16 protein-coding genes are annotated in these 16,449 nt (G+C 63.8%); 4 read left to right on the forward strand and 12 right to left on the reverse strand.

The window, feature by feature from the left end; all coding sequences use genetic code 11:
- Positions 1-21: 21 nt before the first annotated feature.
- A complete protein-coding gene (locus tag CDV46_RS14515; RefSeq protein WP_369597108.1) occupies positions 22-696 on the reverse strand; it encodes a GntR family transcriptional regulator in 675 nt (224 codons plus the stop codon).
- Between the two features lie 366 nt (positions 697-1,062).
- Here CDV46_RS14515 and CDV46_RS14520 point away from each other — a divergent pair, with 366 nt between their 5' ends.
- Entirely contained in the window at positions 1,063-1,830 is a 768-nt protein-coding gene (locus CDV46_RS14520) for a 2-keto-4-pentenoate hydratase (RefSeq protein WP_087723211.1), read from the forward strand.
- A gap of 28 nt (positions 1,831-1,858) precedes the next feature.
- Positions 1,859-2,371 (forward strand): cupin domain-containing protein, encoded by a 513-nt coding sequence (locus CDV46_RS14525; RefSeq protein ID WP_087723213.1) that lies wholly within the window; start codon positions 1,859-1,861, stop codon positions 2,369-2,371.
- A 56-nt stretch (positions 2,372-2,427) separates the two neighbouring features.
- Here the strand turns inward: CDV46_RS14525 and CDV46_RS14530 are convergent, their stop codons facing one another.
- From CDV46_RS14530 to CDV46_RS14545, 4 genes are all read right to left on the reverse strand, one after another.
- Positions 2,428-3,687, reverse strand: coding sequence for an MFS transporter (locus CDV46_RS14530; protein ID WP_087723215.1), 1,260 nt, complete (start codon positions 3,685-3,687; stop codon positions 2,428-2,430).
- A 328-nt stretch (positions 3,688-4,015) separates the two neighbouring features.
- The gene (locus CDV46_RS14535) at positions 4,016-5,461 is read right to left on the reverse strand and encodes an FAD/NAD(P)-dependent oxidoreductase (RefSeq protein WP_087723217.1); all 1,446 of its coding nucleotides are present in this window, start codon (positions 5,459-5,461) and stop codon (positions 4,016-4,018) included.
- Positions 5,458-5,766 (reverse strand): (2Fe-2S)-binding protein, encoded by a 309-nt coding sequence (locus CDV46_RS14540; RefSeq protein ID WP_087688417.1) that lies wholly within the window; start codon positions 5,764-5,766, stop codon positions 5,458-5,460. Before CDV46_RS14540 ends, CDV46_RS14535 begins: the two co-directional genes overlap by 4 nt.
- Entirely contained in the window at positions 5,744-6,847 is a 1,104-nt protein-coding gene (locus CDV46_RS14545; RefSeq protein ID WP_087723219.1) for an NAD(P)/FAD-dependent oxidoreductase, read from the reverse strand. Before CDV46_RS14545 ends, CDV46_RS14540 begins: the two co-directional genes overlap by 23 nt.
- A 229-nt stretch (positions 6,848-7,076) precedes the next feature.
- On the opposite strand from CDV46_RS14545, the gene CDV46_RS14550 reads away from it, so the two are divergent.
- Positions 7,077-8,027: a LysR substrate-binding domain-containing protein gene (locus tag CDV46_RS14550; protein ID WP_254916059.1), complete on the forward strand. Its 951-nt coding sequence runs from the start codon at positions 7,077-7,079 to the stop codon at positions 8,025-8,027.
- Positions 8,028-8,146: 119 nt separating this feature from the next.
- On the opposite strand, the gene CDV46_RS14555 is transcribed toward CDV46_RS14550, so the two are convergent.
- The 5 genes from CDV46_RS14555 to CDV46_RS14575 form a co-directional block, all read right to left on the reverse strand.
- The gene (locus CDV46_RS14555; RefSeq protein ID WP_246185564.1) at positions 8,147-9,139 is read right to left on the reverse strand and encodes a LysR family transcriptional regulator; all 993 of its coding nucleotides are present in this window, start codon (positions 9,137-9,139) and stop codon (positions 8,147-8,149) included.
- A gap of 92 nt (positions 9,140-9,231) precedes the next feature.
- Positions 9,232-10,671, reverse strand: coding sequence for an NAD(P)(+) transhydrogenase (Re/Si-specific) subunit beta (locus CDV46_RS14560; RefSeq protein WP_087688420.1), 1,440 nt, complete (start codon positions 10,669-10,671; stop codon positions 9,232-9,234).
- 1 nt (position 10,672) lies between these two features.
- Positions 10,673-11,011, reverse strand: a complete 339-nt coding sequence (locus CDV46_RS14565) for an NAD(P) transhydrogenase subunit alpha (RefSeq protein WP_087723223.1) — start codon at positions 11,009-11,011, stop codon at positions 10,673-10,675.
- A 15-nt stretch (positions 11,012-11,026) separates the two neighbouring features.
- Positions 11,027-12,157: an NAD(P) transhydrogenase subunit alpha gene (locus tag CDV46_RS14570; protein WP_058379630.1), complete on the reverse strand. Its 1,131-nt coding sequence runs from the start codon at positions 12,155-12,157 to the stop codon at positions 11,027-11,029.
- Positions 12,158-12,199: 42 nt separating this feature from the next.
- Positions 12,200-12,574 (reverse strand): hypothetical protein, encoded by a 375-nt coding sequence (locus CDV46_RS14575; protein ID WP_058379631.1) that lies wholly within the window; start codon positions 12,572-12,574, stop codon positions 12,200-12,202.
- Positions 12,575-12,771: 197 nt separating this feature from the next.
- Between CDV46_RS14575 and CDV46_RS14580 the strand changes: the two genes are divergently transcribed.
- A complete protein-coding gene (locus CDV46_RS14580; RefSeq protein ID WP_087688423.1) occupies positions 12,772-13,749 on the forward strand; it encodes a LysR family transcriptional regulator in 978 nt (325 codons plus the stop codon).
- Positions 13,750-13,878: 129 nt separating this feature from the next.
- Here CDV46_RS14580 and CDV46_RS14585 read toward each other — a convergent pair whose 3' ends face one another.
- Both CDV46_RS14585 and frc read right to left on the reverse strand, forming a co-directional pair.
- A complete protein-coding gene (locus CDV46_RS14585; RefSeq protein WP_087688424.1) occupies positions 13,879-14,649 on the reverse strand; it encodes a fumarylacetoacetate hydrolase family protein in 771 nt (256 codons plus the stop codon).
- A 79-nt stretch (positions 14,650-14,728) separates the two neighbouring features.
- A complete protein-coding gene (frc, locus tag CDV46_RS14590) occupies positions 14,729-15,976 on the reverse strand; it encodes a formyl-CoA transferase (RefSeq protein ID WP_058379634.1) in 1,248 nt (415 codons plus the stop codon).
- Between the last annotated feature and the right edge of the window lie 473 nt (positions 15,977-16,449).

Raw genomic sequence — 16,449 nt, forward strand, 5'->3', positions numbered from 1 at the left:
GCGCAGCTTAAGCGCGACTGATCAAGCGGCAGCGCGAACATGGGCCAGCACGACGTCGCACTTGGCCATCAAATGCGCGCGCAGCAGGCGCCCGAGCGTGACGCCATCACGCCGATGCAGCGCTTGCAGCATGGCGTCGTGTTCCGCGATGGCGCGCTCCCACTTGCCCGCATGCAGGTTCGAACGGAAACGCAGCGCCTGCAAGCGCCGGTTCACGGCCTGATACATCTGCATGAGTGACGGATTGCGCGCGGCGGCATTGATACGCTCGTGAATGCGCCGATTGCATTCGAAGTAACCGGGCAGATCGCCGTGCGCGTGGCACACGCCCATGGTGGTGTGCAGCGATTGAATCTCGTCGACTTCCGCCTGCGTGATGCGCTCGCAGGCCAACTCTCCCGCCAGTGCCTCAAGACCGCTAAGCAGCTCGAACGCGTCCGCAATATCGCCAGCCGAAAGCGTCACGACGCGGGCGCCGCGATTGGGCAGCAGCTCGATGAGGCGCTCGACGGCCAGCGCCTTGAGCGCCTCGCGTAGCGGCGTGCGCGACACGCCGAGTTGCTCGCACAATGCGCGCTCGTTCAGATGCGCGCCCGGCGGCAGCACCCCCTCGGTGATCATCCTGCGCAAGCGGTCCCCGACCGCGAGATGCAGCGCCTGACGGCTGATCGGCAAGTGCACGGCAGCCTCGGTCACAGGCGGGCCATGGGACGCGTGATCCGGAAAAACATTCAACGGGACAGAGTGCATAGGCTCGGCAAGGTCGCTCGCTTTTGGAAGAATGTTATCGACACCAGGCACGGCACTTTCGTGGGCGGCGGCGTAGCGCGCCAAGGACTTGTTGCGACGGACTCCACGAAATATTACGAACAATTACACGAGACCGATTCTCGCAGATCGATGTCACTTTGACTACGTTGACTGTTGTTTTCGCGCGGTAGACATCACGTTCGCTGCACTGCGCCATTGGCGTTGAATTATGTATACGATTCGTCTGTCAGACACACCGGCGTTCGCCCGACATTCGGGCACCGCCCGCCCCATACACCGGAGACCTGCTTCATGCCCGACACCCACGATACGCAAGCTGCCGTCGAGTCCCTCGCCCGTCTGTTGGCGGATACCCGCCGTGGCGACACGCCCATCGATTCGCCCGCTGCCGAGTTGCGCCCCATCGACGCCAATGGCGCTTACGCCGTGCAGTTGCGCACGCTCGATCTGCTCGGTGAGACGATTACCGCGTGGAAAGTGGGCGCCAAGGCACCGACCGATCTGCCGAACTGCGCACCGATTCCCGCGTCCGTCGTCAGTGAGACGGGTGGCGCGCTCGCGCTGAACGATTTCTTCCGCCCGGGTCTGGAACTGGAAATTGCGTTCCGGCTTTCGCGCGATATCAAGCCGGGCCGTCACGACGAGCGCGACATCTTCATGCACGTGGGCGGGACGCTGGTGACTATCGAAATCACCGACAGCCGCTATGCGGCAACCGGGCTCGATTCGCGTTTCGTGCTCGCCGATTTGCAGAACAACGGCGCACTGGTGATCGGCAGCGGGCGTGCTTACGACGCGTCGCTCAACTACGACTCGCCGAAGGTGACGTTCACGCTCGACGGCAACAACATCGCCCCAGCCCGCACGCGCAACCCCGCAGGCGACCCGCGCGCGCTGCTCACGTGGCTCGTCAATCACAACGGCAAGCGCGGCATCACGATGCGCGCCGGTGCCGTGATTACGTGCGGCTCGTATGTCGGCATGATTCCCGCCAACAGCACCGGCGTGTTGCGCGGCAACATCGACGGGATCGGTGAAGTGTCGGTCACGTTGCGCTAAATTGCCCCGGGTTTTTCAGGAGTCCGCCATGCCGTCTGCCGCTGAACTCGTCACGTCGCTGGGGCTACAGCCGCACCCGGAAGGCGGGCACTACCGCGAAACCTACCGCGCCTCAGACACCATTGCGGCGCAGGCGCTGCCGCCCGGTTTCTCGGGCGCACGCAGCATTTCCACGGCGATTTTTTATCTGCTCGAGGCCGGTGATTTCTCTGCGTTCCATCGGATTCGCAGCGACGAGATCTGGCATTTCCATCTTGGCGGCACGCTCTGGATTCACGAGATCGACCCGGCGGGCAACTTGACGACGACATGCCTCGGTGCCGATGTTGTGAACGGCGAGCACCTTCAGCACGTGGTTCGCGCGGGGCACTGGTTCGCGGCGCAGCCTGCACCGTCGACGAGCTACTCGCTGGCGGGATGTACCGTCGCGCCCGGGTTCGCGTTCGAGGACTTCGAGATGGCCGACCCGGCAACGCTCGCCGCGCAATGGCCGGTGCACCGCGCGCTGATCGAACGGCTCGGGCGCAGCGCGCCTGCGTGATTGCAGCGCCATGCCGCAGTGCAAAGCGTCCGGCATGGCGGGATCTTCAAATAGCGTCAGTGCTGTGCGGTGCGCCCGTCGGCGCCTGCCAGCATCTTCGGTGCGAGCAACGCAATCGGCACGATGCACAGTAAGCCAGCGGCCAATGCCACCGGCAAGCTGATGCCGTGTGCGATCGCCCCGATCAGCACCGGCCCCACGAGCAGGCCGAGATAAGCGAGACGCGCCATCACGGCAATCGCTTCGGCGCTCGCCATCCCCGCGCCGCGTGCCACCTCACCCGACGCCGCAAACATCACCGGCATCACATTCGACAGGCCCAGTCCGGCCAGCGCAAAACCGGCCACGGCCGCCGCAGGTTCGCGCCAGACCAGCGCGAGCATCACCCCGCCGACACACAACAAGCTGCTCACGCGCAGCAGGCGAGCGCCGCCCATGCGCGCCCGCACCGGGTCGCCACCGAAGCGTCCGCCCGCCATGCCGAGTGAGAACGCGGCATAGCCCGCGCCGATCCATGCGCCCTGTGCGGCCACCACTTCGCGCATGTAGACGGCCGTCCAGTCGTACATTGCGCCCTCCACCACCAACCCGAGAAACGCGAGAATGCCGAAGCCGGTCAGGCGGCGATGCAGCTTGCGGCGCGACACGTCATCGAGCGCGGGCGGCGGGACGGCTTTGCGCGGGGAATCATCCGACGATGCAGCCGCCGACGAAGCCACCGGCGCCTCGCCCGGCAACATGTCCGGCTGCATGAAGCGCGCACCGACCACCATCACGACGGCGCAGCCCATCGCCGCCAGACCGATATGCCACTGCGGCGAACCCTTATGCGCGAGCCATGCGCCACCCACGAGCGCGCCCGACATTCCGCCCAGACTGAAACACCCGTGCAGCGATGCCATGATCGGCTTGCGGTAGCGTGCCTCCAGCGTGGCCGCCTGCGCGTTCACCGCGACGTCATAGGTCGCGTTCGCTGCGCCATACAACGCGAGCCAGCCCACGAGGCCCCAGTAGTTCGGCATCGACAGAATGAACGCGCTGGTGACGGCCAGCCCCATGCCCGAGACGAGACTGGCGCGCTGGCTGCCCGCGCGACCGATCCAGCGGGCCATGCGCGACATGGTGACGATGGCCCCGCCTGCGATGGCAAACATCGCCACCGACAAGCTGGCATCGTTCAGATCGAACATCGCCTTGACCGTGGGCACGTGCACGCCCCACGTTGCATAGAGAAAACCGCTGCAAAACAGTAATGCCATCGTCGCCGCGCGCGCAGGCCAAAAGCCCGAGCGTGGCTTCGCAGATGCTGAAGTCATGGGAGTCTTGAAACTTGGGGGTGACACGGCGCAGTCGACTGCCATGTCATGACGAGAAGAGAGATCGTCAGGCCGTCGGCGTATAGCGCGACCTGCGAATGAAAGGAATTCTAGCGCAACCTCGATGACATTGCAGTGAACTGCCCCGCCAATGCCACGGCGTCCGAAGCATCAACGCCGCACTGAAAAAAGCTGGCCGCCGCGACGCGCCGGTCAAGTACGCGGGCGGCAGCCAGACAGGGGAAATAGTTCAGTCCGGGTTCAGTGAGGGTTCAATACAGGTTTGGCGCGGGGTCAATGCCGCATGCAGGGAATGCGTAACCCAAACTCAGCGAGGAAACTCCTGTCGCTCGGCGGGTTGTGCCGGCGCAGGGACTGCCATCGCCAGATCGCCAAGCATCACAGGTTTGAGTGGCGCTCGGATGCGGTAGTAGCCCACGTCCGCCACCTCGCGTCCCTGCGTCTGCGCGAGCAGTTCTGCCACTGTCAGGCCGCACAGGCGTCCCTGACAAGGCCCCATCCCGCAGCGTGAGAATGACTTCGTCTGGTTCGGGCCCACACATCCCAGCGCCGCCATGTGCCGCACGTCGCCCGCCGTGACCTCTTCGCAGCGGCACACCACCGTATCGTCGTCGGCGGGCCGGCGCATGGCATCGGACGGGCGATAGTACGCATCGAGAAACGGCCGGATCGCCGTGTGGCGCGCGAGTTCGCGTCGCAACGGGAATGCCGCCGAATCTCGACGTGACGTGTCGATGCGGCCAAGCGCATGCGCCGCCTGCAAGGCAGCCAGCCGCCCTGAAGGTTCCGCTGCGCGCGCCCCGGCAATACCGCCACCATCGCCAGCCACGAAGATGCACGGCACGCTCGACTCACCCCACGCATCGGTGCGCGGCACCCAGCAAAGTTGCGCGTCGTGCCACACGTGCTCGCAACCGATCGAGCGCGTGATCTGCGTGTTGGGCACCACGCCCTGATGCAACAGCACCAGTGGCGTGTCGATGCGCCTTGATTCACCAGCGACCCCGGCCACGCGGTATTCGATGGCTTCCGTCCGGTCTCCGCCCGCGCTGCCAAGCACGCGCAGCGCTTCGACATCCTTCACGTGCTCGACGCCTGCTGCCCGGATCGCGCGTAGCAACTTGATGCCTTTAGCGAGATAACCCGGTGCACGCAACGCGCCGCCAAGATGACGCAAAGCGTCGCGTCGGGCACTGCGTTGTGTCGTATCGAGAATTGCGCGTACAGGGACGCCAGCGCGCAACAACTGCCACGCGAACAGGTAGAGCAACGGCCCGCAACCCGCGAGCACGGCCCCGTGTTGCGGCGCGAGCGCCGCCGACTTGAGCAGCGTTTGCGCGGCCCCCACGCCCATCACACCGGGCAGCGTCCAGCCGGGAATCGGGAACGGACGCTCCATCGCGCCGCCCGCCAGCACAATCGCCCGCGCATCGATCTGCCACGTGCCTGCGCCTTCGCGGGTCGCAAACACGCGCCGGTCTTGTCCGATCTGCCACACCAGCGTGCGCGGCCAATACGCGATATCCGCATCTTCGAACGCCTGTACCAGCGTGTGGCCGTACAGATAGTCTTCGCCGAGCAACGCGGGGTCAGCCAACGGCGACGCGCCGACATTGCGATAGATCTGCCCGCCCGGCAGCGGGTTCTCATCGATCACCAGCGGCGTGAGGCCGCGGCGCTTCGCTTCCAGCGCCGCCGCCAGCCCCGCAGGGCCGGCACCGACGACGAGCAGGTCAACTGTCTTCACCGTCATGCCAGCTCCCTCGCCCCTTGCATGCGGCGCACGCGCATGCCGTCGCGCACGGGCGTCATGCAGCCCTGTCGATTGGGCACGCCATCGATTTCCACCAGACAGTCGAAACACACGCCCATCAGGCAATACGGTGCGCGCGGCGCGCCCGTCACGGGCGTGGTGCGGCAAACGGTATCGCCTGCGGCCAGCATGGCGGCGGCCACGTTGGCACCGGCCGGGGCATCGTACGGTGTGCCGTCGATGACGATGCGCACCGTCGCGCCATCGTGGCGCGCGAGCGACTTAAACAGCGAATCGCTGGGCATGGAATGGCTCCAGAAGGTCAGGACGCTCGCCGCCCATGATCCACGGCACGATGGTGTCGCAATGCGCGGCGGCCAGCGTCACGCCGCTATGGCAGGTCGTGAGAAACGCGCCGGGACAGTCGCGCGACGCTTCGTAAATCGGCAAGCCATCGGATGTCATGACGCGCAGCGCCCCCCACGCACGCACGACGCGCACATTGCGCAGCAGCGGAAACGGCGAGATGGCGCGGCGCGCGATATCGGCGATGACGTCGGGGGTCACACCGTCGTCGAAGCCCACGTCTTCCGCCGAGTCGCCCAGCATGACCGAGCCCTCGACCGTCTGCCGGACATAGATCGTGGGGTTCGACAAGAACGGCGCGACGCGCTCCGTCACGAGAATCTGCCCGCGCATCGGGCGCACGGGGGCCGACAGCCCGACCATCGGCGCGAGATCGCGATTGGCGAGTCCCGCCGCGAGCACGATGCGACCGGCATCGAGCGTGCGCCCGCCTTCGACGTCGAGCCGGAACGCACCGGCGCGCGGCGTGATGTTCGTCACACGCGCATTCGGCACGTACGTGCCGCCCGCCTGCGCGAAGGCAGCAAAGAGCGCGCGCAAGGTGTAGAGCGGGCTGACGTGACCATCGTGCGGCGAGTAGATCGCACCGGCGACGTGATCGCCAATCGCGGGGATGCGTTCGGCGAGCGCGTCGTGATCGAGCACGTCGTAGGTCAGGGCAGGCTCGCTGGTTTTGAGTTGCTGCATGACGGCGGCCTTGGCAGCCAGTTCCTGCGCCGTCTCGGCGATGTTGAAGCCCCCCGGACGCTCGAAGCCGACCGACACGCCCGTGCGGGCTTCCAGTTCGTCGGCGAACGCTTGCCAGCGATTTGCCGAATGCAACGACCAGCGGGCATAAGGCGGGCAACTCGCGCCCTTGCCCTGCACCCACACGAGGCCGAAGTTGCCACGCGCGGCGCGCAGCGCGTCATCGGCACCGTCGAGCACGACGACCGGCTCGCCACGCCGGGCGAGCCCGTACGCGATGGCCATGCCGACCAGCCCGCCGCCAATGACGGCGATCTCGCTTGTCTTTTGCATCGATGGGGAAACGGCCGCTAATGCAGGCAACGCGGGCAAAACAGGCAACGCCAGATGTTATGGCTTGCCGCTGCTGCGAAATCTCGCGCGGGCGTCTTGATTTATTTGAGAGTACCCAAGAATCGCTGACGCGCGCGGGTCCGTCAAATCACATTTTCTGCGACCGGTATGTTTGTATATTATGGCGACGTCACCGGCTCCCCCCTGCTCCCCCGTTCCCCCGCCGATCATGAAGATTCGCCAACTTGAAGCCTTTCGCGCCGTGATCCTGCGCCAGACGGTCACGCGCGCCGCGCAGATGCTGCATGTCTCGCAGCCTGCCGTCACCCGACTGCTGAACGATCTCGAAACCGATGTCGGGTTCGCTCTCTTCGACCGAAGCAACGGACGCCTGCAACCGACGCCCGAAGCGCTGGTCCTGTTCGATGAAGTCGAGCGGTCGTTCGCCGGGATGGAGCGCATCGCGCAGACGGCGGAACAGATCAAGTCGCTGCGGCGCGGCTCGCTGCACATTGCCGGTGCGCCCGCGATTGCACTCGACTTCCTGCCCATCACACTCACCCGTTTTCTGCGCGAACACCCGGGCATCAACACCACCCTGCTCGTGCATGCGTCGAACATCGTGGTCGATATGGTGCTCGGCCGCCGTTGCGATGTCGGCTTCGTCGCGCACCCGCTCACCCACCCGGGCTTGCAGGTGCAGCCGTTGCTGCGGGTACCGATGCGATGCGTGCTGCCGAAGGGGCATCCGCTCGCCGCGCGAGAGGTCATCACGCCGGAAGATTTGCGTGGTGAAGCGTTCGTGTCCTATCCCACTGAATCGGATGCGCGGCTCGATATCGACCGCGTGTTTGCCGAACATGGTGTGGATCGCGTCATGAGTGCAGAGTCGCAACTCTCCGCCGCCATTTGCACGCTTGTGGAGCATGGCGCGGGTGTCTCGATCATCGACGGCATCACCGCGTCGTTCGCGACGCAGCGCGTCGAAGTCAGACCGTTTGTGCCGCAGGTCCTGTCGACGTTCTCGGCCGTGACCTCGCTTCAGCACCCGCCGTCGCAGCTCGCAAAGGCGTTCGTACGGCAGGTTCGCGCCGCACTCGAAGCGCCAAGCTTATCCACAGATTTTGTTCACAAGCCTGTGGACAACCCCGCACAAAGCGATGGCAAATCTTTGATTTGATTAGGAATGCGGGTGGAATGCGCGGCCGCGGTCAGCCTGACGCCATCGGCATCATCGAAGTGTCCGCTAACTTTCAGCGGAAGTGGCGCGCGGAACACGCGCCACGAAAGATGAAGTTTTCAGGCCTTGCCGCCGGCTGCTTCAGCAGCGGTCGCGGCAGTGGCAGCCGTCGCGGCCGTCGCAGCGGTCACGAACGCCTGAGCGTCGCCACGCAGTTGCCCATTGCGTTCGCGTACGACGCGATGGATCAATTCCCACGTCGTCTGCGCGACTGGCGAGAGCGAGCGGTTCTTGCGGCGTGCGAGCACGATGGCCCGCTCGAATGCCGGCAGCAGCGGGCGCACGGCCAGCGTCGAATTCTCCGGCAGCGGCAGCGCAAACGGCGGCAGGATGCTGACACCCAGCCCTTCCTGCACCATGCGGAAGATGGTGCTCACATGCCCCAGCTCCTGCGTGATGGTGCCCTGCACTTTCTGCGTCGTCAGTGCGCGGTCGATCAGTGGACGGCTGCCCGAGCCCTGATTGAGCAGCACCAGATTTTCACCTGACAGCTCCGACCAATGCACCGCCGCTTGCGTCGCGAGCGGGTGATCGGTGCGGCAGACCAGACAGAACGGCTCGCTCATGAGCAGTTCGGTATAGAGATCGTCAGCGCCTTGCGGGGCGACGACAATACCGAAGTCCACATCGCCCGCGCGCACGCTGTCGAGCACGGCGCGTTGCATCTGGTCGACGAGTGCGAGCGCGATGTCCGGATACGTCGCCTGCGAGGCGAGTAGCACACGCGGCATGAGCGTTGCGGAGATCGTCGGGGCGGCGCCGACACGGACCCTGCCCGTGGTGCGGGCTTCGGCACCGTGCGTTTGCAGCAGTGCGATTTCCAGTTCGTCGAGTACGCGATCGAGACTGCCCGCGAGCGTCACACCGGCGTCGGTCAGCGAAACTTCTCGCGTGGTGCGATCCACGAGCCGCAGGCCCAGTTGGGCTTCCAGTTCGTTGATGCAACGGCTGATGGCCGGTTGTGTCAGGCCGATCTCGGCGCCCGCGCGGCTGAAATTCTTGCTGCGCGCCACGACCATGAAGACCTTGAGTTGTCTCAGCGATACGTTCATGTGCTAGTGCCCTGCCAGTAAGTAAGCAAACCAGCCACCGCAGTGGCGCTGGCGCGCCGTTGAAGCCGGCGCGCCCCGAGACCCCTGCTGCGTCAGGCCGCCGCCTTGACCATCTCTTCGACCACCTTCTTCGCGTCGCCGAACACCATCATCGTCTTGTCGAGATAGAACAGTTCGTTATCCAGCCCGGCGTAACCGGCGGCCATCGAACGCTTGTTCACGATGATCGTCTTGGCCTTGTAGGCTTCGAGAATCGGCATGCCGGCAATCGGCGATTGCGGATCGTTCTTGGCCGACGGGTTCACCACGTCGTTCGCGCCGAGCACGAGCACCACGTCGGTCTGACCGAACTCACCGTTGATCTCGTCCATCTCAAGCACTTGATCGTAGGGGACTTCGGCTTCTGCGAGCAGCACGTTCATGTGACCCGGCATGCGGCCCGCCACCGGGTGAATGGCATAACGCACGGTCACGCCCTTCTCCACCAGCTTGTCGGTCAGTTCCTTGAGCGCGTGCTGGGCACGTGCAACTGCCAAGCCATAACCCGGCACGATCACGATCGATTCCGCGTTGCTCATCAGGAACGCGGCGTCGTCGGGCGAGCCCGATTTCACCGGACGTTGCTGCTGTTCGCCGCCTGCGGCCGCAGCACCTGCCTGTGCGCCGAAGCCGCCGAGAATCACGTTGAAGAACGAGCGATTCATGGCCTTGCACATGATGTACGACAGAATCGCACCCGACGAACCCACCAGCGAGCCTGCAATGATCAGCATCGGGTTGTTCAGCGAGAAGCCGATACCGGCGGCAGCCCAGCCCGAATACGAGTTCAGCATCGACACGACCACCGGCATGTCTGCGCCGCCAATCGGGATGATGATCAGTACGCCCAGCACGAAGGCGATGGCCGTCATGGCGACGAACGGCGTCCAGCTTTGCGAGACGAAAAACGCACCGCCGAAGGCCAGCATCGCAATCGCCAGCGCCAGATTCACCATGTGCTGGCCTTTGAAGACCACCGGTGCGCCTTGGAACAGACGGAACTTGTACTTGCCCGAGAGCTTGCCGAACGCGATGACCGAGCCCGAGAACGTGATGGCGCCGACAAACGTGCCGATGAACAGCTCGATGCGGTTACCCGGCGGCAACGCCTCACCCGCAGCCACGATACCGAACGCAGCCGGTTCCGCGACGGCGGCGACCGCGATACACACTGCCGCGAGACCGATCAACGAGTGCATCGCTGCGACCAGTTCCGGCATCTTCGTCATCTCGACCTTGCGAGCAACGTAAGCACCGATACCGCCACCCACAACGAGACCCGCGAGGATCAGGCCGAGGCCCGAGTAGTTACCGCCCGAAAGCTTGCGCAACTCGTAAATCAGGGCAATCGTGGTGACGGCCGCGATGGCCATGCCGATCATGCCGAACGCGTTACCGCGACGTGCCATTCTCGGATTCGACAGGCCCTTGAGCGCCTGAATGAAACAGATCGACGCGACCAGATACAACAGCGTCACAAGATTCATGCTCATGTCAGTGGGCTCCCTTTGCGGCCGAACCATTAGCGGCCTTAGCGGGCGCCTTGTCTTTCTTCTTGAACATCTCGAGCATGCGCTGCGTGACGAGGAAGCCCCCGAACACGTTCACCGCTGCCAGTGCCACCGCCACGACACCCATCGTCTTGCCCAGACCGCCTTCCGTCAGGCCCGCCGCGAGCATGGCACCCACGATCACGATGGCCGAAATGGCGTTCGTGACCGCCATCAGCGGCGTGTGCAGTGCCGGTGTGACGTTCCACACCACGTGATAGCCGACGTACACCGCCAGCACGAAGATGATCAGATTGATCACCGTGTGATTGATCATTTCCATTCTTATGTCTCCCCCTTAAGCGGCGCGCAGGACTTGGCCGTCGCGGCACATCAGGCACGCTGCGACGATGTCGTCGTTGGTATCGATGACGAGCTTGTTTTCCTTATCGATCACCAGCTTGAGGAAGTCGAGCACGTTGCGCGCATACAGGGCCGACGCGTCAGCCGCGACCATGCCTGCGAGGTTCGTGTAACCGGCAATCGTCACGCCGTGTACCTTCACGATCTCGTCGGCCACCGACAGCGGGCAATTGCCGCCGCCGTTGGCACCACGCCCTGCGGCGAGGTCGATGATGACCGAGCCCGGCTTCATGGCTTTGACGGTGTCTTCCGCGATCAGCGTCGGCGCAGCACGCCCCGGGATCAACGCGGTGGAGATGACAATGTCCGCTTGCGTCAGACGCGTATGCACGAGCTGCGATTGGCGGGCGAGCCAAGCCGCAGGCATCGGGCGAGCGTAGCCGCCCACGCCTTTGGCGATCTCGCGCTCTTCATCGGTTTCGAACGGCACGTCGATGAACTTGGCGCCGAGCGATTCGATCTGTTCCCGAACCGCCGGACGCACGTCCGACGCTTCAATCACTGCGCCCAGACGCTTGGCCGTAGCGATGGCTTGCAGGCCCGCGACACCGGCTCCGAGCACAACGAGACGCGCGGCCTTGACCGTACCGGCCGCCGTCATCAGCATCGGCATGAAACGCTGATACAGATTGGCGGCCAGCATCACGGCCTTGTAACCGGCAATGTTGGCCTGTGAAGACAGCACGTCCATGCTTTGCGCACGCGTGGTACGCGGCGCGGCTTCCAGTGCGAAGCCGATGATGCCGGCGGCCGCCATGCGGGCGTTGTTCTCGGCATCGAACGGGTTGAGCATGCCGACCACGGCCGCGCCACGCGCGATCTGGCCGACTTCGGCAATCGACGGTGCGCGTACCTTCAGCACGAGTTCCGCGCCGAATGCGTCAGCCGCACTCCCGGTCGCAGCACCCGCCGCGACATACGCCGCATCGGGAACGCTGGCCGAATCGCCTGCACCTCGTTCTACGGTGACGCGATGCCCTGCGCCTACCAGCTTCTTCACCGTTTCCGGTGTGGCCGCGACGCGGGATTCGCCGCCGACCGTCTCCTTCGGAATGCCAATATGCATGGTTATTGTCTCGGGGTCTGGGCCCCTGTCGTGTTGTAAAACTCAGGCCAGCACGGAGCGCGGCGGTTGCATCGAACGTCCTTCATTGGCCGCTTCGAAGCAGCGCACCTTCGTGCAGTGAATCAGGTCACACAGAAATTCCGGTTCGTAGGCACGCAGCAGGTGCGGCTGATGCCCATCGAGATACGCGCCGATCAGCACCAGTTCGGCATGGCGCAGCGCTTGCGCCGACACCCCTTCGAGATAGGCCAGCGGCAGGTCGTCGTTGCCCGTCGTGCGCAACAACCAGTGGTAGGTGGGGTGATCCCAGTGCCAGTCGAGACCCAACTCGACAAACGCGTTGTTGAACGCATGCAGATGGGCATTGGCAACCGGGGCCAGGGCGGCGGGTTTGATATGCGTTTCGATGACAGACATGATGGCGCTCTCCCAAATCAGTGATCGTCTCCAGAACACGCGGACCCGCCTGTACCGTGCGTGATCGGGTGGTTTTTATTCCCTCCTCGTTCACGCTTCTGTCATGCGGGCTGCCATTGCAGATTACGCAGCCCCACCTATAAAAGACAGTTAAAGTTAATTATGCAAACCATCTACGATTGCTTATACTTCATCGCATGAAAAACGCCACGCTCCGCCAGTTGAAGGTCTTCGAAGCTGTGGCGCGCCATCTGAGCTTCTCGCGCGCCGCCGAAGAACTCCACCTCACGCAACCGGCCGTCTCGACCCAGGTCAAGCAACTCGAGACGCACGCCGGGCTGCCGCTATTCGAACAGCTCGGAAAGAAGATCTTTCTCACGCCGGCGGGTAGCGAAATGCTGCATTACAGCCGCGCCATCATTGCCCTCTTTCGCGAAACCGAAGAGGCAATGGATCACCTCAAAGGCATTACCGGCGGCAAGCTCAACGTGGCCGTCATCAGTGCGGGCGATTACTTCTTTCCGCGCGTGCTGGCCGCCTTCACCGCTCAGCATCCCGGCATTACCCTCAACCTCACGGTGCACAACCGCGAGGAACTGCTGCACCAACTGACCGAAAACCTGACCGATCTGGCCGTGATGGTGCGCCCGCCCCACGAGATCGATACCGTCAACGAAGTTTTCGCGCCGCACCCCTACGTCATCGTTGCGCCGCCCGACCATGCCCTCGCCGGACTTCGGCAGATAGCGTTTGCACGCTTGGCGGCCGAGCCGTTCATCTGTCGCGAGCGCGGCTCCGACACGTGGAACTCGATGCAGGACGCCTTCGGCCATCGCATGTCGCAGTTGCAGATTGCGATGGAAATATCGAGCACCGAGACCATCAAGCAGGCCGTGATTGCCGGCATGGGCGTCTCGTTCCTGTCGGCCCACACCGTCGGCATGGAGCTTCAGACCGGCAACCTCGTCGTACTCGACGTGCAGGGCTTTCCGGCATGGCAGAGCTGGTACATCGTGCATCGGCGCAGCAAGCGCCTGCCACCCGTCGCCCACGCGTTCCGCCAGTTCCTGCTCACCGAGGGCGCGGCCCTGATCGACGGCATGATGGCTTACAAGAGCCCGCTGCCGCCGCCCGAAGCGGCTGACCGTCCGGACAGATCCGACACCGCTCGCTGATATCCACGGATGCATGCGGCAGTCCGGCCGTTCGCGCGATACGCCTCGCGAATTGCCGGACTGCCGAATGAAAAAGGGCGATCGACTCAGGCCATTGCCACCCCGGCCGACCACCGTGAAATCAGTGCATCAGCCCATGCGGTTGGCGAGCGTGCCCAGGCCGTCGATGCTCACTTCCACCAACTGGCCTTCCTTCATCGAGCCCACGCCGACCGACGTGCCCACGGCGATCACATCGCCGGGCAGCAGCGTCATGTCTTGCGAGATGCGCGAGACCTGCTCCCACGGGTTGAAGATCATGTCTGCGAGCGGATAGCGCTGGCGTTCCGTGCCGTCCAGTTGCGTGACCAGTTCCGCTTCGCGCCAGTCGAAATCCTGCGCGATCACCGGGCCGATACAGCCGAACGTGTCGTAGCCCTTCGCGCGGGTCCACTGCGCGAAGTTCTCGTCTTCGCCGATGATTTCAGCGGCCGTAACGTCGTTGACCAGCGTGTAGCCGAGGATGTGATCGCGCGCCGCTTCCACGCTGACGTTGCTCGTACGCTTGCCGATCACGATGCCCAGCTCGCCCTCGAAGACGATCTTCCCCGCATACGCGGCGGGACGGCGAATCACCTCGTTCGGGCCGAGCAGTGTCGTGGCAGGCTTGATGAGAAAGAGCGGGTGCGAGGGCGCGGCCTTGCCGAGCTTCGCGCCGAGCGCGTGATAGTTGTTCCACAGCGCGACGATCTTCGACGGCTCGCACGGGCACAGCAGATCGACCGAGTCGCGCGCGATCGTGGCGCCCGTGGCGATCGGCGCGTCGTAGAGGCTGCCGCGGTGTTCGAGGATTTGGTCGCCCTTGAGAAGGCCAAAGCCGATGCGGCCGTGGGCGGTCTTGAAACGGGTCCAGAGCTTCATGCGTTTGCCATTCCGGTAACGGTCCGGCGACGCGGCACACCTGAGCATGCGCGCGCCGGACGCGACTTCTTGAGGTCATTCACACTGCGCCGACTTCGCGCAGTGCCGCGATCTGCTGCGAGCTATAACCGAACTCCGAGAGCACATCGTCCGTGTGTTCGCCGAGCAGCGGCGAGCGTTCCACGTGCGTCGGGCTGTCGGAAAGCTTGATCGGGTTGCCCACCGTGAGGTACTTGCCGCGCTTCGGGTGATCCACTTCCACGATCGTGCCCGTCTCGCGCAGCGACATGTCCTCGGCGATTTCCTTCATCGAAAGAATCGGGCCGCACGGAATGTCGTACTCATTGAGAATGTTCATGACCTCGAACTTCGTCTTGGTCATCGTCCAGAGTTCGATCGTGTCGAAGATCTCGCGCAGCCGCGGCAGGCGCGCGCGCGGCGTGGCGTATTCCGGATGTTCCACCCACTCCGGCTTGCCAATCACCTTGCAGATCGAGCCCCACACCGGCGCTTGCGTAATGAAGTAGATGTAAGCGTTCGGGTCCGTCTCCCAGCCCTTGCACTTCACGATCCAGCCGGGTTGACCGCCGCCTGACGCGTTGCCTGCGCGGGGCACCGCATCGCCGAACTGACCGTTCGGGTATTGCGGGTACTCTTCCATCACATTCGTGCGTTCAAGACGTTGCTGATCGCGCAGCTTCACGCGGCACAGATTCAGCACACCGTCTTGCATGGCTGCCAGCACGCGTTGGCCTTGACCGGTCATCGTGCGCTGGTACAGCGCCGTGACGATGCCCAGTGCCAGATGCAAGCCCGTGCCCGAGTCACCGATCTGCGCGCCCGTCACCATCGGCGGGCCATCGTCGAAGCCCGTCGTCGAGGCGGCACCGCCCACGCACTGCGCCACGTTCTCGTAGACCTTGCAGTCCTGATACGGGCCGGGGCCGAAGCCTTTCACCGAGGCCACGATCATGCGCGGGTTCAGCGAGTGGATGTGTTCCCACGTGAAGCCCATGCGATCGAGCGCGCCCGGCGCGAAGTTCTCCACCAGCACATCGCAGTCGCGAATCATGCGCTCCAGCACCGCCTTGCCTTCCGGGTGCTTGGTGTCGAGCGTGATCGAACGCTTATTGCTGTTGAGCATCGTGAAGTACAGGCTGTCGGCGTCGGGGATATCGCGCAATTGATCGCGCGTGACGTCGCCATGGCCGGCGCGTTCGATCTTGATCACGTCTGCGCCGAACCACGCCAGCAACTGCGTGCAGGTGGGGCCCGACTGCACGTGCGTGAAGTCGAGGATGCGCACGCCTTCGAGTGCCTTGCTCATGATCGACTCCCGTTCTTAGGCGTGCATCGTCTGCGCCGCTGCGGCCGGCGAAGAGACGACAGTGGGTTGGTCGGATTGCGGACGTTCGATGGCTACAGACGACATGGTTGTCTCCTCCTCGGGCACGGCAGCAGCGGCCGTTTATTTTGGTATGCGCTTGGAACGCGCTTATGCAATGAACTTACTGTGATATACAGTATTTCATACACGATATTTTATCAACGGCTATTTGTTGCCGATGCGATTTGCTGTGCTGCGGCATTTGATGGCTTAAATCGCCTTAAGCGGCTGATTTATTAAAGATTTGCGTCGCAACAATGACGACTTGCGAAATGCTCCGTAGGGGTTTACAGGCATGCAGCGACGGTCGATGCCCTCTCGCAACGGTCGACGATAAGACGTGCGCATCCGCTGATATATTGAATTCAAAATATATAAATAAGCATGGATGGGGTATGACCTAGCCCCTGCGG

It is taken from the genome of Pandoraea sp. PE-S2T-3, assembly GCF_002179965.1.
In the GTDB taxonomy this organism is placed as follows: domain Bacteria; phylum Pseudomonadota; class Gammaproteobacteria; order Burkholderiales; family Burkholderiaceae; genus Pandoraea.